The organism is Streptomyces sp. NBC_00691 (assembly GCF_036226665.1).
Taxonomy (GTDB): domain Bacteria; phylum Actinomycetota; class Actinomycetes; order Streptomycetales; family Streptomycetaceae; genus Streptomyces.
On record NZ_CP109007.1, the window covers coordinates 7,511,142 to 7,531,377 of the forward strand.

Here is a 20,236-nt window from a genome sequence, read left to right on the forward strand (position 1 = left end):
TGGCGGTGTGGCTGCGCGTGCGCCGTGAGGCCGACTGGCGGAGCGCACCGGCCCTTCACCGCGTCACGCCCGACCGCGACGGGTTCCGGTCCTGGTGCGAGGGACCGGTGCGCCGACGCGACCCGGCGCGCGCCGAGCGACTGCTCGCCGCGTACGCCGTGGCCCGAGCGGACGCCGCACGCCGCGCCCCGCTGGACTTCGCTCTGCTGGCGGGCTGGCAGCGCGAGGTCCTCGCCGTGCCCGAGGCACCCTTCCGCGTGGGCGACGCCTACGCGAAGGCCGGCCGTGAGCGCTACGGCCTGACGCCCCGAACCCGCGCGGACTTCGCCTCCTGCCTGCGCGAGGCGACCGACCCGGCCCTCCCGCCGGCGGCCCGCGCGGCCCGCGCCTACCTCGACGTGGCGTTCTTCCACCCCTTCGCCGACGGCAACGCCCGCGCCGCGCTGCTGACCCTGGTCCATGTACTGGCCCGGGAGGAGATCGTCCTCCCCGAGGTCGGCCCCCTCCAGACGACCCGCTACGCGGACGACCCGGCGGGCGCGGCCGACCTCGCTACCCTCATCGGCGTGCTCCACCACCGCCGGCGCCGAGGCGTTCCGCGGTGAACACCCGCCGCTCCGGGCCGTGTCAGTGGTGCGTGCGACGATTCCGGACATGATCGCCTCGCTCGACACCCTGTTGCCCGCCAGCGGCACGTCACACGTCTCGACCACGTACGCCGACTGGGTCGCCGCGCACGACCCGGACGCGCTCGCGGCCGCCACCCGGCTGGTCGAGGAGATGGGGTCCGAGCTCGCGCGGTCCTGGACCAAGCCCGGAGCGTTCGTCGACCTGATGGCCCGGCGGGCACGGCAGTTGCCCCTCGCGCACCTCCCGTGGTTCTGGGACACCGTCGGGCACCGGCTGATCGGATACGGGAGCCGCCCCGGCGGCCGTGCCTTCGTGGCCGCGCGGGCCGTCGAGGCCGAGCACGGCCTGACCGTGGATCCTGCCTACCGCCGGGCCAACGGACTGTTGTTCGCCCGGGGCGGGGCCATGCCCGCGAAGGAGTTCGGTGCCCATCAGAAGTTCCTCGCCGAGTCGCTCGATCCCGTCGAGGCCCATGCCGCGCTCGGGGAGTTCCTGACCGCCTGGGCGGGATCGAAGGCCGATCTCCCGGCCGACCTCGTGCGCCGCGTGCGGGCCTCCGCCAAGGCCGCCGGGCACGGGGACGACGAGGTCGCGCGCGTGGTCGGCACGATGCTGTCGGTCGCTCGGAAGAAGTCCGTGCCGGACGCCCTCCTCGTCGGCGCCGAGCCGGTCCTGACGGCCCACCGGCCGACGGACGAGGTCGCCGCCGGACTCGTCGAGGTCTTCCCCGAGGGCGCCACCGACGGCGGCCCGTGGCTGCGGGTGCTGATCGGATGCGGCGCCACGGAGGCGATGGAAGCGGGACGGCTCGTGCCGGAGGGCGGACTGCACCACTGGGTCGGCCACTTCGTCCACATGTACCAGTACACGCGCGTGTCCGGCGGCGGCGTCGGGCGCCAGCAGCTGCCGCCCGAGTTCCTCGACCTCGTGGTCAGGCTCGGGCCCCGGCTGAGGGCCGCCGAGGGTGCCGTGACCGCGCACACCACCCGCCACCACTACCAGGGCTTCGACGCCGACGTCCTGGACGCCTGCCTGGCGGCCGGGGCCACCGTCGTCGACCCCGGCCCGGAGGCCCGGATGCGCTTCTGGGGCGAGCGGTCCCGGCGTGACCTCACCGCCCTCGCCGCCGACCCCGTGTTCGGCCCCCGCCTCGAAGGCACCGTGCACGCCCGCCTCAAGCCCACCTGGTACGGCGCACCCGCCCGCAAGCCGGGATCCGCGGTGACCCTGCTCCCCGGCAACGAGGGCATCGCCCACGAGGTGGCCGTCCGGGTCGGCAAGCTCGTCGACGCCGTCGGAGGCGGCGGCATGGCGGGCGCCGAGGAGTCCGTCGCCGAGCTGGAGACCCTCCTCGACCGGCCGACGGTGACGGTGCTCGGCGGGATCGGCGACGCCCTCGCGGCCGCGTCCGCCGGGGGCGCGCTGCGGCGTTCGCTCGCGGCCGGTCTGCCGGAGGAACTGGCCTGGCCCGCCCTCGAGGCCGTGTACGAGGAGTTCGCGGCGGACGCCGTCGGCACCGGGGACACCACCGGTGCGGCGGACGCCGGAGATGCGGCCGGTCCGGGCACCGCGGCGGACGCCTGCGCAGCCGTCGACCTGATCGGTGCCGCCGGACTGCCCGGCGTGGCCGGTGTGACCAGCACCTGGCCCGTGCTGACCGTCTTCGGACGCGACCGCGCCGTCGCCGTCGCCCCGGACGGGGTAAGGGGCTCCTGCCGGTTCACGGTGCCGGAGGACGCGACCCTGTTCGCCGTCCACTACGTCGGCGGTTCGTTCCTCGTCAGCTGGAGCCTCAAGCCGCGCCCGTACTACTGCGACACCGCCGTCTGGGCGGACCGGCCCGAGGAGCCGTTCACCCCGGAGGACATGGGCGGCATGGTGCCGTTCGGCGGCAGCCTGGACGGGGCGTACGGCTTCCAGTTCGAGACCGCCGACGGAGGCGGGCGGCACGGCGGCCTGCGGGTGACCCGGCCCGGCGGCACGGAGGGCATCGACCGGGAGGAGCTGCAGCTCGGCGACGGCACCCGGATCTGGACCAACGCCGTCTACGGCCGACGGGACTGGGAGGTCGTCGACCCGGTCACCGGCGAGCGTCAGGGCCCGACCCCGCTGCCCCACTTCCCCGGCCGCCCCGCGAGCACCGATCCGGCCCTGGAGCCGACCGAGGCGGACAAGACCCTCGACCGCGAGGCGCTGCAACTCGCCCCGCTGCCCGCCGGCATGACCGACTCCCCGCTGGGCAGCCGCGACGGACTCGTCGGCACGCGGGTGCTGTTCCGCACCCGCTACCGGGACAACGCGCCCGACCACTACCTCCTGGAGAGCATCGACGGCCGCAAGGCCCGCTTCGACATCGACCGGCCCGGACAGGAGCCCTGGGGACTCTGGGCGGCACCCGAGGGCGCCCTGGAGGACGTCGTCCTCGCCGAGGCACAGACCCGCACGGGCGTGCGCGCGTACGCCGCGGACGGCGTCCTGCTGTGGGAACTGGACGGCCACCACTCGCCCGCCCACCCGCGCGTGAAGCCGCCCCGCCGTGTCACCGCCTCCCACGGCGTGGCTCTGCCGCCCGCCTTCTGGTATCTGCTCCGGACCCGGGACACGGCCGGTTCCAAGGCTCTGCGGACCGTGGAACAGGCGACGGCCGACACCCTCCTGACCGCCGCCCTCGACGGCCCCGACGCACTGCGCGCCGCCGTGGCACGGGAGTTGCCCGAGGTCACCGACCCGGTCCTGGTCGAGGCCGTCGTCGCGGTGGGCGAGCGGGCCGCCCGCGTGGAGGAGCGCCGGCACGCCCTGCACCGCCGCGTCACCCTGCTCGCCGAGGCACCGCCCGTCCTGCCGGGCCGCGCCGTGCCGGACACCGAGCTGATGCCGGCGCTGTGCGGCCTCGTCGCGGACGGGAAGGACGACAGCCGGCAGCGGAGCGGGGACGTCGGTCAGCCCGCGACCCTGAGCGCGCTCGCCGCCGACGGCGCCTGCCTGGCCGGGACGATCGTGGAGGAGGTCCGGCGGCTCTCCCCGCCCGCCCTGCCGCACGACTGGTCGCAGCTGCTCGGCGCTATCGACGCCGTCGCCTGGCGCGCGGCGGTCGCGCCCACCCCGGACCCGGAGCGGGCCGCCCTGCGCGCCCTCCTGGAGACCTGGGCCGACCAGCCGTTCGCCCGCGAGGGCGGTCGGTGGTGGGTCGGCCGCACGTCCGGGGTCGCACCCCTGGACGGACTGAGGGCCGGCGGGACCCCCGTGGTGTCCGCAGCGCGCTGGGACGCCGGGAAGGCCTGCTGGTTCGTCGCCCCCGCCACCGACGGGACGGACGGCGACCCCGTGCCGGCGGCGGTCGCCGACGCGCGGCTCGTCCGGGTGGAACGGGACGACGCGGGCCGGCTGCGAGCCCTCCTCGCGGCGATCGACGCACACGGACCCCTGCCCGTCCCGGAGTCGGCCGCGGCCCGGTTCGCCGAACTGACGGGCGTACGGCGGCCCGTGGCCCGGCTCGTGGTCGCCGGTCTCGTCGGGCGCTTCGACCGGGACGAGGACCGCGCCCTGGCCCGCAAGGCGCCGTACAAGGCCAGTCCGATGACGGCCGAGGCCTATGAGCGGCTCCGTGCCCGCCTCGGCGGCGCCGGCCGGAGGGCCGTTCTCGCGGCCGCGCTGCCCGGGGACCCGGCCGAGCTGTGGCGGCCCGGCGGCGTCGACGCGGCCGTGGAGCGGATGGCGGACGTGTGGCGGGAGCGGATCGGGGGACTGCCCCCGGTGCACGACGAGGCGGCCGACACCTTGGAGGCCGACCTCGGCCTCCCCGAGGTGTGGGCTCGACGCCTCGCGGGCGGCTACGAGGCCGCCGATGACACGACCGTTCCCGCGGCGGGCTGGGACCTCGCGGCACCCCGGTACGGCCTGGGCGTGGAGGTGAGGGCCCTGCCGCCGGAGGGCCCCGAGCCGCCCTACGGCACCCCCGTCGGCCTCGCGGTCGAGCAGATCGCGAGCGCACTGGTGTGGGCGTGGACCGACCGGCCCGCCGGCGACCCGGCGGTGGCCGGAGCGACGGCCCTGCACGAACGGCTCCGGGCCGAGCTGTCCCGTCCGGAGCTGCTCGTCGAGCTGCCCGGCGGGCGCGTCCGGGACACCTCGGCGCGAATCGCCGAGCGGTTCGGGCCCGCGACGCTGCCGGTCTCCCTGGACCGCCGGAAGGAGGAGGGCGAGATGCCGTCCATGACGGCGTACGACTCCGGCCCCCTGGTGGTGTGCGCCCCCGGCGGCAACGCCTTCCTGCGGCCCGCCGAGGTCGCCGACCCCGAGGTGTGGCGCCGGGTCCGCGAGACCACCGACCTCGCGGAGGAACTGGACCGGGTGGCACCGCTGCTCGTCGGCGGCGGACTCGACCGGATGTGGCGGCGCGCCGCCTCCGGAGCCGTACCGGACGGCGCGTACGAGGTGGATCCCCGGCAGTCCTGCCCGGAACTGGTCGCGCGCGTGGCCGGCGCACTCGGCACCGGCAGGGACGCCGCCGCCCTGTACCTCCAGCTCGCGACGCTGGCCGCCCCCACCGACCGCAACGTGCGCAGGTGGAACGGCTGGACGACCAAGCGGTTCGCGGAGGTCCGGGCGGACGTCCTCGCCACCGGCGCGGTCTTGGAGGCGAAGCGGTCACGGGCGGGCCGGACCCTGTTCCTGCCCGGCGAGTGGACCGAGTTGAAGGCCCCGCACCTCCCGCTGGAGGAGGTGAAGCTGGCGAGCCACCGGGTGCGCACGCTGTGGAGCGACCGGATCCGCTCCCCGTTCGTACGGCTGCTGCCGACGGCCCCGCCGCACGAGATGTTCGCGGAGGCGTGGGAGCGGGAGCAGCGAGCCTGACACGGACGCCGGGTCCCGGCCCGGCCGTCGCCGGGATCGAGGGGAGCCCTCGATCCCGGCGCGGTCGCGGGTTCGGCGTGGACGGCCGGACAGGCGGACGGGCGCACGGGCGGATGGGCGCACGGCGTGGCCGCGCGCCGGCGGTGGCCGGTGCCGGGGCCCGCGCCGCAGTGCCTCAGGAGTCGGCCCGTCGAGGCCTCAACTGTCGCGCACCGTAAGGAAATCGGCCGTCACCGTGTCGAGCCGTCCTCCATCATGGAGTACGTACGCGCCACTACCGAGCGCCCACCGAGAGGGTCCCCGCGATGAGTCTGCGGTTCACGCTTCAGCCCAACCCCACTCCCACGAGTGCCGAGCGACGCGCCGAGATCCTCACCGACCCCGGGTTCGGGCAGTACTTCACCGACCACATGGCCCGCGCGGTGTGGACCTCGGACCGCGGGTGGAACGACGCGGTGGTGGTTCCGTTCGCGCCGATCCCCATGCACCCGGGGGCCGCGGTCCTGCACTACGCGCAGGAGATCTTCGAGGGGATGAAGGCCTACCGGCACGCGGACGGATCGGTCTGGACGTTCCGCCCGGAGGCCAACGGCGAGCGGTTCGCCCGTTCCGCGCGGCGCCTGGCCCTGCCCGAACTCCCGCTGCCGGCCTTCCTCGAATCCGTCACGGCGCTCGTCCGCGCCGACGAGGCGTGGGTGCCGACCGGCGAGGAACAGAGCCTCTACCTGCGCCCGTTCATGTTCGCCTCGGAGGCCTTCTTCGGTGTGCGTCCCGCCGCGGAGGTCACGTACATGGTGATCGCCTCGCCCGTCGGCCCGTACTTCTCCGGCGGCGTCAAGCCGGTCTCGATCTGGCTCTCCACCGAGTACACCCGCGCCGGACGCGGCGGCACCGGGGCCGCCAAGTGCGGCGGCAACTACGCGGCGAGCCTCGCGCCGATGCTGGAGGCCGGTGAGCACGGCTGCGACCAGGTCTGCTTCCTCGACGGCACCGAGGGCCGGTACGTCGAGGAGCTCGGCGGCATGAACCTGTTCTTCGTCACCGACGACGGCCGCCTCGTCACGCCGGGGCTCGGCACCATCCTCGAAGGCGTGACCCGCGCGTCGATCCTCGCCCTCGCCAAGGAGATGGGCCTCGACATCGAGGAACGGGCCGTCGAGATCACCGAATGGCAGGAGGGCGCGCGGACCGGCGCGATCCGCGAGGTCTTCGCCTGCGGCACCGGTGCGGCGGTGACCCCGGTAGGGCGTCTCGTCTGGTCCGACGGCGAGGTCGTCGCGCCGGACACGGGCGCCGAGGACTCGGTGACGCTGCGCCTGCGCCGTCGACTGGTGGACATCCAGTTCGGCCGGGCGGAAGACCCCCACGGGTGGATGCGGCGCCTCGTCTGACGGAGCCGACCGCAGCGTCACCGACGGCGCCCCGGCACCCCGTCATCCAGTCACGCCGTCACCCCGTCACGCCTTCGAACCGTCACGTGCGCGTCGCCGCGCGGAGCGCCGCGGAAACACGGAACCGCCCCGTACGCCGGGCGTACGGGGCGGTCGGTGAGCGGTCCGCGTGGGGCCGTTCGGCCGGTCAGCCCGGGATCGGTGCCCCGACCGGGGCCGGAGCGTCGGCGGTGGACGTCCGGTCGGCGAGGACCTTCTGGGCCAGGACGCCGAAGACCACGCCGAACGCCGCCCACAGCACCGCCTGGACGGCCAGGGAGGCCAGCCTGAACTCCCAGAGCAGCGCGGCGGGGAAGCCCGCCTTGACCGCGTCGTCGTTCGCCGGGAGGAGGGCGAAGGCGACACCGGTCACGACGAGGAAACCGGCCGCGGCGACCAGGGTCGCGTTCCAGTTGCCCAGTCGCGGTGCGAGGCGCCGCCCCGCGATCACCGCGGCGAGCCCGAGCAGCACACTGAGCAGGATCATCAGGAAGAACAGGGTGGTGCGCTTCCCGATGGTGTCAGGGTTGCCGACGGCCGGCGGGGTCGCCGGATACTTCAGGAACGGCACCAGATAGACGGTGGTGAACGCCGCCGCCGCGGTGAGCGCCGCCGTCGCCCGCGGGCTGAACCGGCCGATGCGGCCCAGCGCGAAGGAGAAGGCGAGCGCGGCGATGCCGCCGAGTGCCACCCCGTACACGAGGACACCGGTCGCCAGGCCGAAGGTCGACTGGACGGGGCGGCTGACAGCCTCCTCCTCTTCCTCCGCGGCCGCGGAGGCGGTGCCGCCGTGGCCCGTGTGGGCGTCGGGAGCGGGGTGTGCCTCCTGGGCGGCCTGGGCCTCCTCGACGGCGATCGCGCCGTTCACGGGAGGCTCACCCACCACGTAGGCGACGGTGAAGGCGAGGAGCCCGGCGATCAGGCCCGTGAGCATGCCACGGACCAGCAGGGATCTGACAGTGGAGGCGTGCATGTGCGTATCGCCTCTCAGTGGCAGGGGAAGCCGAGCAGATGACGACCGTCGTGCACCCACTCGTGCACGTCGGAGCCCGCGATCAGGGAGGTGGCGCCCTGCTCGGCACCTACGAAGTACAGCGCGATCAGCGCGAGAAGGCCGACGAAGAACGCCCAGGGCAGAACGGCCCGGACGGGCAACGGGGCCGGAACGGCCACGGAAGGGGCGGATACGGCAAGGGAGACGACAGCCTCGGCCATGATGGAACCTCCTGCGGGAACTCGCGTCCCGGACGGTGGTGCAGGACGACGGTCCACGGGTCTGACTCACCGTGGCACCGCCTCCTGATCGGAGGCGCGGCGCCCGGCTCACAGTGGCGCGACCGTGCCGGATTCTCACCGGACTTCCGTCTCGCCGTCGTCACGCTGTTCAAATGTCGCCCGACCGTACCGCGCAGGGGGTGCGCCGCCAAGGGCGTGAGGCCTGAATCACGTTCGCGCGCCCCCAGGTACGACGATCCGGGCTCGGCGCGGTCCGCGGGCCGGCCCGGCGCTACCCTGGGCGCCGCCCCAGGACCCGACAGAGAAGGACGCCGATGACCGTCCGGCTGACGCTGATCTCCCCCGCCATGAGCGGATCGCCGCGCGACGTCGGTTTCGACGACGACAGCCCCCTCGACCCCGAGGGAATCGCCCGGGCCGAGTCGGTCGCCTTCGCCGTCGACCCGTCCTCGCGCGCGTACCGCTCGCCCTCGGCGCGCTGCCGGCAGACGGCGGAGGCCCTCGGTCTCTCGGCGGTGGTGGACGTGGCGGCGGTGACGGCGCTGGCCGGCTGTGCCATGGGGCGTTGGCGGGGGCAGACCCTCGCGACCGTCGCCGCCGCCGAGGAGGCGGCGCTCGGTGTTTGGCTGTCCGACCCGACGGCGGCCCCCCACGGCGGGGAGTCCGCGCGCGAGCTGCGGATCCGGGTCGGTGCCTGGCTCGACGGACTGCGGGAGGAATCGGGGCGCGTCACGGTCGTCGCCGAACCGGACGTCATCCGCGCCGCCCTCGTCCACGTCCTCGGGGCACCGGACGAGGCGGCCCGGCGGCTCGACGTACGCCCCCTGACCGCCGTGCACCTGAGCGGGCGCGCCGAGCGCTGGAACCTCCGCGTCGGCGAGCCGCTCAGGCCCGAACAGACCCCTCGGTGAAACCTCTTGAAGCTCCTTGAAGCTCCTTGAAGCTCCTTGAAGCCCCTCGAAGGTCCTGACGGTCAGGCGGCGGGACGCCTCCACTCACGCAGCAGCAGATAGCCCAGGTACGCGCCGCCGACGGCCATCGTGTAGAGGCCGACGGGCAGGTTGTCGAAGAGCGGCAACTGCTGCGCGGTCAGGTCGGCCAGGACCAGCAGCAGGGCCCCGAGCAGGGTGGACATGACCAGGTGCGGGCCGCCGCCGCGGGTGACCCGCTTGGCGATCTGCGGCGCGGTCAGGGAGATGAACGCGATCGGTCCCGCCACGCTCACCGCTCCGGCGGAGAGGACGATCGACAGCACGACCGCCCAGGTGGCCGTCCGGCCCGGGCGGGCCCCGAGGCCGGTGGAGAGGTCGTCGCCCATCTCGCCGATGCTCAGGGGCCGGGCGAGGAGCGCGGCGAACGGCAGGGAGACGAGCAGCACCGTCCAGATGGTCGCCGCGTCGTCCCAGGAGCGGGCGGAGAGACTGCCGTTGATGTAGGCGGTCAGGGCGCTGGCCTTGTCGCGCTCGACGGCGTACACCACGTACTGGGTCAGCGCGGTCGCCATCGCGGCCACACCGATGCCGGCCACCACGAGCCGCCCCGGGCTGCGGAACCCGGTGCCGGTGGCCAGGAACACGACCGCCATCGCGAGGATCGCGCCGAGCAGGGCGCCGACGGCCACCGGCATCACGTCGGGCAGGAACAGGGCGGCGGCCGCCGCTCCCGCTCCCGCTCCGGCGCCGAGGCCGATGACGTCGGGACTGCCCAGCGGATTGCGCGTGACGGACTGGAAGAGGGCCCCGGACAGGCCGAAGGCCGCGCCGGTGGCGATGGCCACCACGAGCCGCGGGCCGCGCAGCCGGTTCAGGACGAAGGCGTTCTTGCCCGTGGCGTCGCCCGCGAGGGCGGACGGCAGATCGGTCAGGTCGATGCCGAGCCTGCCCATCGACAGCGTGGCCACGGCCGCGGCACAGAGCAGCAGCAGGGACACCACGGCGGCGATCACGGTGGTTCGGCGCACCGGCACGGCGACCCAGGGGCCGATCCGCAGCACGCCACGGCCCGCGGGCCGGGCCGCACGCGGCTTCGTCACCTCCGTGGTGTCCGGAGTGTCGGTCCGGTCGGCGGTCTTCATCCCGCTCCCCTCATACGGCGAACGGCGAAGAGCAGGGCGGGCGCACCGACGAAGGCGGTGACGACCCCGACCATGAGTTCCTGCGGGCGCAGCACGACCCGGCCGATGACATCGGCGAACAGCAGCAGCGTCGGTCCCGCCACGGCGGTGAAGAGGATCTGCGCCCGGAAGTCGGCGCCCACCAGCGCCCGCACGACGTGCGGGACGGCGAGGCCGACGAAGGCGATGGGGCCGACGGCCGCCGTCGCGGCGGCGGCGAGCAGCGTCGCGGCGAGCAGTCCGGCGCCCTTGACGCGGGCGGGGCTGATGCCGAGGGAGGCGGCCTTGTCGTCGCCCATGGCCATGGCGTTGAGCCCCGGGGCGAGCAGCAGGGCGAGCAGGAGGCCGACCGCGGCGAACGGCAGGACCGCCCAGAAGGCGTCGAAGCCGCGACCGCCGAGCGCGCCCACCACCCAGTAGCGGTACGTGTCGAACACCTGCGGCCTGGACAGGGCGACGGCCTGGATGAAGGCGGCGAGGACGGCGGAGAGCACCGCGCCGGCGAGCACCAGCCGGACCGGTCCACCGCCGCCGCCGGCGGTGCCGACGACATGGACGACGACACCGGTCAGGAGCGCGCCGAGGAGCGCCCACCAGATCGTCTCCCGCTGCCCGGAGGCGCCGAGGAACGCGGTCGCGGCGACGATGCTCGCGGAGGCGCCCGCGTTGATGCCGAGCAGTCCCGGTTCGGCGAGCGGGTTGCGGGTGATGCCCTGCATCAGGGTGCCGGCGACGGCGAGGCAGAGACCCGCGAGCACACCGAGGACGGTGCGGGGGTAGCGGCTCTCGATGACGGTACGGGTGTACTCGTCGCCGCCGCCCGTGACGACCCGCAGGACGTCACCGGCGGACGTCGGCCTGCTGCCGAACATCACGCTGGCGAGCAGCGCCAGAGCGAGCAGCACCAGGCACAGGACGGCGGCCATGACATGCCGGCCAAGGCCCCGCCGTGCGACGGCGGGGCCTTGAGCGGTCTGGGAGAGAGTGGTCACGCTGGGGACCCGTGGTTACTTCCCGGCCTTGGCGACGGCCTTGTCGATCATCGGGAGGTAGCGCTCGATGCTGTACGGCACCGTCAGCGGGTTGATCATCGAGGAGGCGGTGACGAAGGGCGTGTCGTGGCTGTAGACGAGCGCGTCCTTCTTCACGGCGGGGATGGCCGCGTACAGCGGCTGGGCCTCGACGGCCTCGCGGGACTTCTCGTCCATGTAGAACGTGAAGGCGATGTCGCTCTTCGCCAGCTTGTTGGCGTTCTCCAGGCCGATGAGGGAGGAGTCGGTGCCCTCGGTCTCCGGGAAGGTGTTCACGATCGGGTCGACCTTGAGGCCGAGCTTGGAGACCATCGCCACGCGCTGCTCCTCGGGCTTGAAGATGCCGAGGGTGCCGGGGCCGGTGTTGTAGATGTACGAGAACGTGACGTTCTTGTACGCGGGGCGGGAGGCGGCCGCGTCGGCGAGCTGCTTCTCGATCTTCGACTCGAGGTCCTTGGCCTTCTCCGGCTGACCGAGCGCCTTGGCGATGATCTCGATCTGCTGGTCCCAGTTCGTGCTCCACGCCTTCTCGGGGTAGGCGACGGTGGGCGCGATGTCCTTGAGGATGTCGTACTGCTTCTGCGTCAGACCGGACCACGGGGCGAGGATGACGTCGGGCTCGAGCTCGGTGATGGCCTCGATGTCGAGCTCCTCGCCGCCCTTGAACTGCTTGGGCAGCGTGGCGCCGGACTTCTTCACCGCGTCGTGGATCCAGGGGAGGTAGCCGCTCTTGTCGCTGCCCCAGGGGTACTCCTCGATGCCGACCGGGACGTTGCCGAGGGCGATGGCGGTCTCCGCCGAGCCCTGACCGAGGGTCACCACGCGCTTCGGCTTGTCCTTGATGACGGCCGAACCGAGGGCGCTCTTGATGGTCACGGGGAAGGCGCCCGCCGGGGCCTTGCTCGCCGACCCTGCCGCGTCGTCCTTTTTGTCGTCCGAGCCGCACCCGGTCACCATCAGGCCGAGCGAGACCGCGGCGGCGCCCGCCACGAGGACGCGACGGTGAAGGGGGGTGAACACAGAAGGCATGGTGGATCCTTGTCTCCGGGCAGGGGGATGTACGAGGCCCCGACTGACGGCCCCGCGGACGGTGGTCCGCGGGGCAGCGCCCAACTCGGTGCTTGTTAGGTGAGCCTAACCTATTCCTGCCCGGCCTCCGGCGCCAGGGGGTGCGCTCCCGGTGTGATCGGCACGGCGCTCCGGCCGGAGGTCCTGCGGCACCCCGGCCCGACTCCCTACGGCGCGACGGCCTTCCGCAGCGTCCGCAGGCACAGGGAGAGGGCCGTGTGCTTCGGAGTGCCCTGGTCGCGGGCCTGCATCCAGGCGGCGTAGAGCAGTGCCCACAGGACGTCCTGGAGCCAGCCGGCGTCGACCTCGGGATCGAGCGCCCCCTCCTTCTGGCCGCGCCGGACGAGGGCGAGCAGGGCCAGGTCGGTCGCGGACTCCTCCTCGATGCCGGACCACGCCACGAACTGCGGCACGTCGTACAACAGCAGCAGCCGGTCGCCGAGTTCGAAGTACTCCAGGCAGAGCCGCTCCATCGCCTCGGGCGCCGGCCCGTCGTCGAGCCGTGCCCGGTCGGCCGCCGCCGCGACCCGGTCCCGCACGTCCGTGCCGATCGCTGCGAGCAGGTCGGAGCGCTCGGGGAAGTAGCGGTGGACGGTGGTCCGGCCCACCCCGGCCGCCTCGGCGACATCGCCGAGCGAGGCGCCGTGGTCGGCGGTGAGCACGGAGACGGCGGCGTCGAGGATCGCGCGCCGGGTGCGGGCGCGGGTGGCGCTCTCGCGGGTGGCCGCGCCGTGCGCGGGCGTGTCGTCGGACCCCATGCGCACACGGTAACCCCTCATACCGTTTCGGAAACTCTTTGACCTTATTGGAACAGAGATGTTCCATTGTGGGTATGCCGACCTCCCTCGCGCCTCGTCTGAGCGTCCTGTGGTCCTTCGCCCGCCCGCACCGGCGCACCCTGATCCAGGGGCTCTGCCTCGCCCTGGTCGCCTCCGCCCTGGGCCTCGCCACGCCCATGGTCACCAAGCACGTGCTCGACGCACTGGGCAGCGCCTCCTCCCTCACGGGACCCGTGGCGGCGCTCGTCGTCCTGCTCGTCGTCGGCGCCGCGGTGTCGTACCGGCAGTGGACCCTGCTCGGGGCGCTGGGGGAGCGGGTGGTCCTCGACGCCCGCGAGTCGATCGTGCGGCGCTTCCTGCGGGCCACCGTGCCCGGCGTCACCCGGAGCCCCACCGGTGAACTCGTCACCCGCGTCACCTCCGACACCGAGCTGCTCCGGGAGGCCGCCGCCTCCTCCTTCGTCGGCCTGATCAACGGGGCGGTCATGCTGGTGGGCAGCCTCGTCCTCATGGGCCTCCTCGACCCGGTGCTGCTCGCCGCCACGGTGGCCGCCGTCGCCCTGGTCGGCGTGGTCTTCGGCCTCCTCATGCCCGGCATCGCACAGTCGCAGCAGCAGTCACAGGAGCACGTGGGACGGCTGGGCGGCATCCTCGAAGGTACGCTGCGGGCCATCCGTACCGTCAAGGTCAACCGCGCCGAGGACCGCATGACCGAGCGGATCCTGGCCGACGCGCGCGCCTCGGCCGAACACGGGGTACGGGCCGTCCGCCGCGAGGCGCTCGCCTGGACCACCGCCTGGCCAGTCCGGCATCGCCGCCGCCGAACGCATCCGGCAGGCCGACGCCCTCCCGTCCGAGGAGGCCTCGTCGTCCGCGGGGAACGCCGCCCGGGTATGCCAGGAGCTGCGGAGGCTCCCCGAACTCCAGGACCTCCAGCACCCCCGGGAGCCCCGCGGCGACGGGCCCGTCCTGGAGCTGCGGAACGTCACCGCGGCCTACGGCCCGGACACCGAGGCGGCCGTACGGGACATCGACCTCGTCATCCCCCGGCGCGGCCACATCGCGGTCGTCGGCCCCTCGGGAGCGGGCAAGACCACCCTGCTCTCCCTGGTGCTGCGGTTCCTGGAGCCGACCGGCGGCGAACTGCTCCTCGACGGACGGCCGTACCGCGACCACGCCCACGGCGACATCCGGGCCCGCCTCGCCTACGTCGAGCAGGACACCCCCGTCGTCCCGGGTACCCTCCGCGACAACCTGCTGCTCGCCCGGCCCGACGCCACAACGGAGGAACTGCGGCGCGTTCTGCACGACGTACGGCTCACGGAGGCGGTCGACGCCCTGGATGAGGGACTGGACACCCCCCTCGCCACCGCGAACGTGTCGGGCGGGGAGCGGCAGCGCATCGCCCTGGCGCGCGCCCTGCTCGCCACCCCCGACGTGCTGCTCCTGGACGAGGCCACCGCCCAGCTCGACGGGCTCACCGAGGCGGCCGTGCAGGAGTGCGTCCGCGCCCGCGCGGACACCGGTGCGGTCGTGACGATCGCGCACCGCCTGTCGACCGTGGTCGACGCGGACACCATCGTCGTCATGGAGGCGGGCCGGATCCGGGCTCAGGGCCGGCACGAGGAACTGCTCGTCTCGGACACCCTCTACAGCGACCTGGTGGACTCGCTGCGGATCGCCGCTCCCGCCGGCACCCCCATGGCCTGAGCGATCCCGTCCGGCAGTGCGGGCGGGGTGGATGCCACGACGGGCAGGCTTTGATTAGGCAAGCCTTACCTAAATCTCTAAGCTGGGGGAGTCGAGCGGCGGTGCTCCCCGGCGGGTCCGCCGCGTTCAACCCCATGAGAGTGAGACGCCGTTGACCGCAGCCACGCCCCGCCCGGGCTTCCGGTCGGAGCCCGTCGCGGTCGTCCGTGCCGCCTACCTGTCCGACGCCGGCGCCGTGCACCGGCTGTCCGCGCCCTTCGTGCGTCAGGGCGCGCTGCGCGACCGCCCCGCGAGCCGATACGCCCGTGACGTGGCGGACTTCCTCGTCGCCGAGGCGGCGCACGGGGACCTGGCGGGCTGCGTCGCTTGGCGCCGTCGGCCCGACGCGCGCGGCCGGGCGGCGGCCGTGCTCTACAACTTCTGTGTGGCGGCCGGGAGTCAGAGGTGCGGCATCGGCTCCGCGCTGCTGCGAGCCGTGCTCGCCGAGGCCGCGGCCCAGGGCGTCTCCCGGGTGTTCACCGCGACCAAGGGCAGCGGACTGCTCTTCCTGCGCCATGGATTCACCGTGGGCGGTGAGGCGGAGGCGCCCCCGGAGTGGCGCGCCCGCCTCGACCCGGCGCGGGGCTCCCGGGTCCTGGTGCGGGCTCTCGGCTGAACGTGGGTGAGGCCGGTACGGACGCGGTCCGTACCGGCGGGGGCGGAGACCGCCGCGGTCCAGGTGGTCTCCTCGCGAGGCGTCGTGTGGATCCGGCGGGTCGTCAGGAACCGGTGCCCGGAGCCGGCGGCACGCCTCCGCGCCCGCGGGCCGCGCCGGCCCTGGGCCGTTCGAGGTGGCCGTGCACGCGGCGCAGCAGGGAGGCGAGCTGTTCGCGTTCCGCCGCGTCGAGCGGGGCCAGGATCTCGTCGTCGGCGGAGGCGATCTCCGCGCTGAGGCCGGCGAGGTACGTCCGGCCCTCCGGGGTGAGCTGGACGACGACACGGCGCCGGTCCGTCCGGTCGCGGACGCAGTGCACCTGCCCGATGCGGGCGAGGTCGTTGACGATCTTCACCAGGTCGCTGGCGTTCATGTCGAGCCGCGAGGCGAGGGCCGTTTTCATCTGCGGGCCGAGGTCCGCGAGGAGGGCCATCACGGTGAGATGCCACAACCGCAGCCCCCGGGCCTCCAGCCGTTCCGTGAGTCTCCGGCGCGCCACCTTGCCGAGCGCGTACATGAGGTACGCGTTCAGGTCGAGGACGCTGGGAGGGGTCATGCTCAGGGAGGGCGGGGAGACGTCGGCGGGGGTGTCGCCGCCCGCCGCTCCGGTGGCGGCCGCCTCGGCGACGGCGCGCAGCAGGGCCTGCTCGCCACCGGCGCGGCCCTCGGCCCCGCCGAGCGTCAGGTCGGCGTTGGCGAGGGAGCCGAAGACCTTCGCCCAGTCGGTCGGCATGTTCGATATGCCGATGACGGCGAACGCGGCCCCCGAGGCCTCGCACGCCACACCGTTGACGATCGGCTGTTCCATCGCTGCGCCTCACTGTCCGAGCGGTCGGATGCCGACCGCCGGGCCTCACCGATAGGTTGGGTCAACCTACCCGGATCCGACACGGGGGCCGTTCTCCTGCCCGGGCGTGACCGGCGACCCCCGTCGACGTTCTCGGAGCCCATGGCCGTCAGGGACGGGCGACGAGGTAGCCGCCCATGGCGGTGAAGTACTCGGTCGCGGGCAGCTCGCGGCCGTCCTCCGTCCGGACCCGGGTGATGGCCAGGCCGTGGTTGCGGCCCGTGCGGGCGTCGGCGCCGGCGACGATGACGACACCCTCGCCCTCACGGTAGAAGATGCGGCCCGGAGTGCCGCCGTACCGTCCCTCGGAGACGACCGCGGCGAGGACCTCGAGCCGCTTGCCCCGGTGGAAGGTGAAGGCGCTCGGGTAGGGCGCGGACTGGGCGCGGACGAGTCGCTCCAGGGCGTCGGCGGGCCAGTTCCAGTCGATCCGGATGTCCTCCTCGGCCCGCTTGTGGAAGAAGCTGGCCCGGGAGCGGTCCTGCTTCGTGAACGTGGCCTGTCCGGAGGCGATCTGGTCGAGCGCGCCGATCGTGACGGGGGCGATGAGGTCGACCGTCTTGTGGAAGAGGTCGGTCGTCGTGTCCGTCGGGCCGACGGGGACCGCGTGCTGCTGGACGATGTCGCCTGCGTCGAGCACCTCGTCCATCATGTGGGCGGTGACACCGACTTCGGGCTCGCCGTTGATGAGGGCCCAGATGAGCGGCGAGAAGCCGGCGTACGTGGGCAGCAGCGAGTCGTGGATGTTCAGCGTGCCGTGGCGGGGCAGGTCGTAGATGTGCGGCGGGATCCACGTACGCCAGTTGTTGGCGACGATGATGTCCGGCTCCGCCTCCTTGAGGCGCGCGAACAGCTCGTCGTCGTCAGGCCTGTTGCGGATCACGACCGGCACGCCGTGCTCCTCCGCCAGGTCGGCGACCGAGTCGCTCCAGATCTTCTCGTAGGCGTGCTCGCTCTTGGGGTGCGTCACGACGAGCACCACGTCGTGTTCGGAGTCCAGGAGCGCTTGGAGGGTGCGGTGGCCCCAGGTCTGATAGCCGAACATGACGACCCGCATATGGGGTTCCTCCTCAGAAGAGCGATTGACCGTCAGCAAGTAAAGCAAGGCTTACCTAACGACGCAACTGGCTTGATTTATACGGTCGTTAGCCGATGACCTTCGCTCCATGTCCGTTTCATCCCGTCGACAGTCACGCTTAATCAGGTTAGCTTTACCTAAGTTCTGCGGGGCTGCCGGTGACACCGGTGTGCTCGACGCCCCGTTTCCCCAGCTTCTTTCCCGCACGATGGGAGTGACATGTCGCAGGGTTCTCCTGGTGACGCACCTCTGGTCCACGACCTCATCGGAATCGGCTTCGGGCCGTCCAATGTGGCCATGGCGATAGCGCTCAGCGAGCACAACGCACGCGTCGGAAGGCAGGAAGCGGTCACCGCCCACTTCTTCGAGCGTCAGCCGCAGTTCGGCTGGCACCGCGGCATGCTGATCGACGACGCGACCATGCAGGTGTCCTTCCTCAAGGACCTGGTGACGCTGCGCAATCCGACCAGCGAGTACAGCTTCCTCTGCTACCTGCAGAGCAAGGGCCGGCTGATCGACTTCGTCAACCACAAGAACCTCTTCCCGCTGCGGGTCGAGTTCCACGACTACTTCGAGTGGGCCGCGTCCAAGGTCGACGACATGGTCTCCTACGGCCACGAGATCGTCTCCGTGGAGCCGGTCGAGCGCGACGGCGTCGTCGAGTACCTCGACGTGACCGCCCGTGCGGGCGACGAAGTGGTCGTCCACCGGGCCCGAAACCTCGTTCTGGGTACGGGACTTCGCGCGAAGATGCCGGAGGGCGTCGAGCGCAGCGACCGTGTCTGGCACAACTCCGACCTGCTCCGCAAGGTCGAGAGCCTGGAGGGCACGACCCCCGAGCGGATCGTCGTCGTCGGGGCCGGACAGAGCGCCGCCGAGAACGTGGCCTATCTGCACCGCCGCTTCCCCGAGGCCGAGATCTGCGCCGTCTTCTCGCGGTACGGCTACAGCCCCGCCGACGACAGCGCCTTCGCCAACCGGATCTTCGACCCCGACGCCGTCGACGAGTACTTCACGGCTCCCGACGCCATCAAGCGCAAGCTGATGGACTATCACGGGAACACCAACTACTCCGTGGTGGACATCGATCTCATCGACGACCTGTACCGGCAGGCGTACCAGGAGAAGGTCCTCGGCACCGAGCGGCTGCGCTTCATCAACATCTCCCGGCTGACCGGCGTCGAGGACGGCCCGGACAAGGTCCGCGCCTTCGTCACCTCCCTCGTCACCGGCGAGGAGTCCGTGCTCGAAGCCGACATCGTCGTCTACGCCACCGGGTACACCCCCGCCGAGCCCCTCGGTCTCCTCGGCCCGGTCGGCGACCGCTGCCACCGCGACGACCAGGGACGCGTCCGCGTCGAGCGGGACTACCGCCTGGCCACCGACCCCGAACTGCGGTGCGGCATCTACCTCCAGGGCGGGACCGAGCACACCCACGGCATCACGTCCTCGCTGCTCTCCAACACCGCGATCAGGGTCGGCGAGATCCTCGACTCGGTCCTCGACCGCACCCCCGCTCCGGCCTCCGTCCCCGCCCCCTCTTCCGCCGACGAGGTCGTCAGGTCCGTGGTCGACGGCGTGGGCACCGCGCGCTAGCGTCCCCCCGCTCCACCCCCCCCACGCGCCGATCACCACCCCCGCCGCAACGGCACCCCGTGCCCCGGCGGGCGTGGCAGCACTGTGAATCCCCGAAAGGAACGTCCGTGTCCGCTGGTGCACGTCCCGCTCTGGCCCGGTTCGCCAGGTCCGCCCCCCGAGTGGCTGTCCTCGCGGTGGCGGCCCTCGCCCTCGCCGCCTGCGGCGGAGGGACCGAGAAGTCCGGCTCGCCGTCCCCCTCCGCCACGTCGGCCCCCACCGACGGGGGAGCCAAGCCCGCCGCGTTCCCCGTCACGGTCGAGCACAAGTACGGCTCCACGACCATCGACGAGGAGCCGAGGACGATCGTCACCCTGGGTCTCTCCGACCAGGACGCCGTCCTCGCGCTCGGTGTGAAGCCGGCCGGCGCGATCGACTGGTTCAAGGAGAAGCCGTACGGCAAGTGGCCCTGGACCAAGGACAAGTGGGGATCGACCCAACCGGAGATCGTCGGTGAGCGCGACGAGTACAACATCGAGAAGATCGCGGCGCTCAAGCCCGACCTCGTGATCGCCCAGTACTCGGGGATGAAGAAGGAGCAGTACGACACGCTCTCCAAGTTCACCAAGGTCGTCGCCCAGCCCAAGGACCACCCGGACTACGGCGCCCCCTGGCAGCTGATGACCCAGCAGATCGGCAAGTCGCTGGGCAAGGACGCCGAGGCCGCCAAGCTGATCTCGGACATCGACGCCCGCTTCAAGGCCACCCGCGAGAAGCACCCCGAGTGGGCCACCAGGACGCTCGCCGTCGCCGACAGCTTCGAGGCCGGCAAGTACTCGGCCTTCACGAGGACCGACCCGAAGTCGATCTTCTTCCAGGAGCTGGGCTTCAAGCTCAAGCCCGAGATCGACACGCTGTCCAAGCCGGGCTTCAACGTCGCCGACCTCAGCGCGGAGAAGCTCAACGTCCTCGACGTCGACCGGCTCGTCTGGGTCACCTCCAGCACCGAGGCCAACGACCGGATCAAGGCCGAGCCGCTCTACAAGAAGCTCAAGGTCAACCAGGAGAAGCGCGACCTGTTCGTGCCGTACCAGAACCCGGACATCGGCGCCGCGTTCTCCTTCAACACCGTCCTGTCGATCCCGTACGCCATCGACGAGATCGAGCCGCTCCTCGCGGCCGTCAAGTGAC

Annotated in this window: 16 protein-coding genes and 1 pseudogene; 9 read left to right on the forward strand and 8 right to left on the reverse strand. The window is 72.8% G+C overall.

Going from position 1 to position 20,236, the window contains the following annotated elements; all coding sequences use genetic code 11:
* The first annotated feature begins 17 nt into the window (after positions 1 to 17).
* From OG392_RS33820 to OG392_RS33830, 3 genes are all read left to right on the forward strand, one after another.
* The gene (locus tag OG392_RS33820) at positions 18 to 605 is read left to right on the forward strand and encodes a Fic family protein (protein WP_329285859.1); all 588 of its coding nucleotides are present in this window, start codon (positions 18 to 20) and stop codon (positions 603 to 605) included.
* A gap of 49 nt (positions 606 to 654) precedes the next feature.
* The gene (locus tag OG392_RS33825; protein ID WP_329285861.1) at positions 655 to 5,484 is read left to right on the forward strand and encodes a hypothetical protein; all 4,830 of its coding nucleotides are present in this window, start codon (positions 655 to 657) and stop codon (positions 5,482 to 5,484) included.
* 305 nt (positions 5,485 to 5,789) lie between these two features.
* Positions 5,790 to 6,875, forward strand: coding sequence for a branched-chain amino acid aminotransferase (locus tag OG392_RS33830; protein ID WP_329285863.1), 1,086 nt, complete (start codon positions 5,790 to 5,792; stop codon positions 6,873 to 6,875).
* Between the two features lie 187 nt (positions 6,876 to 7,062).
* On the opposite strand, the gene OG392_RS33835 is transcribed toward OG392_RS33830, so the two are convergent.
* Positions 7,063 to 7,887: a CbtA family protein gene (locus OG392_RS33835; RefSeq protein ID WP_329285865.1), complete on the reverse strand. Its 825-nt coding sequence runs from the start codon at positions 7,885 to 7,887 to the stop codon at positions 7,063 to 7,065.
* A 14-nt stretch (positions 7,888 to 7,901) separates the two neighbouring features.
* The gene (locus tag OG392_RS33840; RefSeq protein ID WP_329285867.1) at positions 7,902 to 8,129 is read right to left on the reverse strand and encodes a CbtB domain-containing protein; all 228 of its coding nucleotides are present in this window, start codon (positions 8,127 to 8,129) and stop codon (positions 7,902 to 7,904) included.
* 335 nt (positions 8,130 to 8,464) lie between these two features.
* Between OG392_RS33840 and OG392_RS33845 the strand changes: the two genes are divergently transcribed.
* Positions 8,465 to 9,061 carry a histidine phosphatase family protein gene (locus OG392_RS33845; RefSeq protein WP_329285869.1) on the forward strand — a complete coding sequence of 199 codons (597 nt, stop codon included), beginning with the start codon at positions 8,465 to 8,467 and terminating at the stop codon, positions 9,059 to 9,061.
* Between the two features lie 62 nt (positions 9,062 to 9,123).
* Here the strand turns inward: OG392_RS33845 and OG392_RS33850 are convergent, their stop codons facing one another.
* The 4 genes from OG392_RS33850 to OG392_RS33865 all read right to left on the reverse strand — a co-directional run bounded on the left by OG392_RS33850 (position 9,124) and on the right by OG392_RS33865 (position 13,120).
* Positions 9,124 to 10,224: a FecCD family ABC transporter permease gene (locus OG392_RS33850; protein WP_329285871.1), complete on the reverse strand. Its 1,101-nt coding sequence runs from the start codon at positions 10,222 to 10,224 to the stop codon at positions 9,124 to 9,126.
* Positions 10,221 to 11,189 (reverse strand): FecCD family ABC transporter permease, encoded by a 969-nt coding sequence (locus OG392_RS33855; RefSeq protein ID WP_329287614.1) that lies wholly within the window; start codon positions 11,187 to 11,189, stop codon positions 10,221 to 10,223. The genes OG392_RS33850 and OG392_RS33855 overlap by 4 nt, the downstream gene beginning before the upstream one ends.
* Positions 11,190 to 11,270: 81 nt before the next feature.
* Complete coding sequence (locus OG392_RS33860; protein ID WP_329285873.1) at positions 11,271 to 12,323, reverse strand: iron-siderophore ABC transporter substrate-binding protein; 1,053 nt, start codon at positions 12,321 to 12,323, stop codon at positions 11,271 to 11,273.
* Positions 12,324 to 12,529: 206 nt separating this feature from the next.
* A complete protein-coding gene (locus OG392_RS33865) occupies positions 12,530 to 13,120 on the reverse strand; it encodes a TetR/AcrR family transcriptional regulator (RefSeq protein ID WP_329285874.1) in 591 nt (196 codons plus the stop codon).
* Between the two features lie 197 nt (positions 13,121 to 13,317).
* On the opposite strand from OG392_RS33865, the pseudogene OG392_RS33870 reads away from it, so the two are divergent.
* The 3 genes and pseudogenes from OG392_RS33870 to OG392_RS33880 form a co-directional block, all read left to right on the forward strand.
* A pseudogene (locus tag OG392_RS33870) lies at positions 13,318 to 13,806 on the forward strand (ABC transporter transmembrane domain-containing protein); the annotation flags it as partial.
* Between the two features lie 394 nt (positions 13,807 to 14,200).
* The gene (locus OG392_RS33875; protein ID WP_329287615.1) at positions 14,201 to 14,851 is read left to right on the forward strand and encodes an ABC transporter ATP-binding protein; all 651 of its coding nucleotides are present in this window, start codon (positions 14,201 to 14,203) and stop codon (positions 14,849 to 14,851) included.
* A gap of 151 nt (positions 14,852 to 15,002) precedes the next feature.
* On the forward strand, positions 15,003 to 15,506 hold the full coding sequence (locus OG392_RS33880; RefSeq protein WP_329285876.1) for a GNAT family N-acetyltransferase: 504 nt from the start codon (positions 15,003 to 15,005) through the stop codon (positions 15,504 to 15,506).
* A gap of 103 nt (positions 15,507 to 15,609) precedes the next feature.
* Here OG392_RS33880 and OG392_RS33885 read toward each other — a convergent pair whose 3' ends face one another.
* Positions 15,610 to 16,353: a MarR family winged helix-turn-helix transcriptional regulator gene (locus OG392_RS33885; protein WP_329285878.1), complete on the reverse strand. Its 744-nt coding sequence runs from the start codon at positions 16,351 to 16,353 to the stop codon at positions 15,610 to 15,612.
* A gap of 148 nt (positions 16,354 to 16,501) precedes the next feature.
* Positions 16,502 to 17,449: a methionyl-tRNA formyltransferase gene (locus OG392_RS33890; RefSeq protein WP_329285880.1), complete on the reverse strand. Its 948-nt coding sequence runs from the start codon at positions 17,447 to 17,449 to the stop codon at positions 16,502 to 16,504.
* A 240-nt stretch (positions 17,450 to 17,689) separates the two neighbouring features.
* Here OG392_RS33890 and OG392_RS33895 point away from each other — a divergent pair, with 240 nt between their 5' ends.
* A complete protein-coding gene (locus OG392_RS33895) occupies positions 17,690 to 19,066 on the forward strand; it encodes a lysine N(6)-hydroxylase/L-ornithine N(5)-oxygenase family protein (RefSeq protein ID WP_329285882.1) in 1,377 nt (458 codons plus the stop codon).
* Positions 19,067 to 19,173: 107 nt separating this feature from the next.
* Positions 19,174 to 20,235, forward strand: coding sequence for an iron-siderophore ABC transporter substrate-binding protein (locus OG392_RS33900; protein WP_329285884.1), 1,062 nt, complete (start codon positions 19,174 to 19,176; stop codon positions 20,233 to 20,235).
* Position 20,236: the final 1 nt, after the last annotated feature.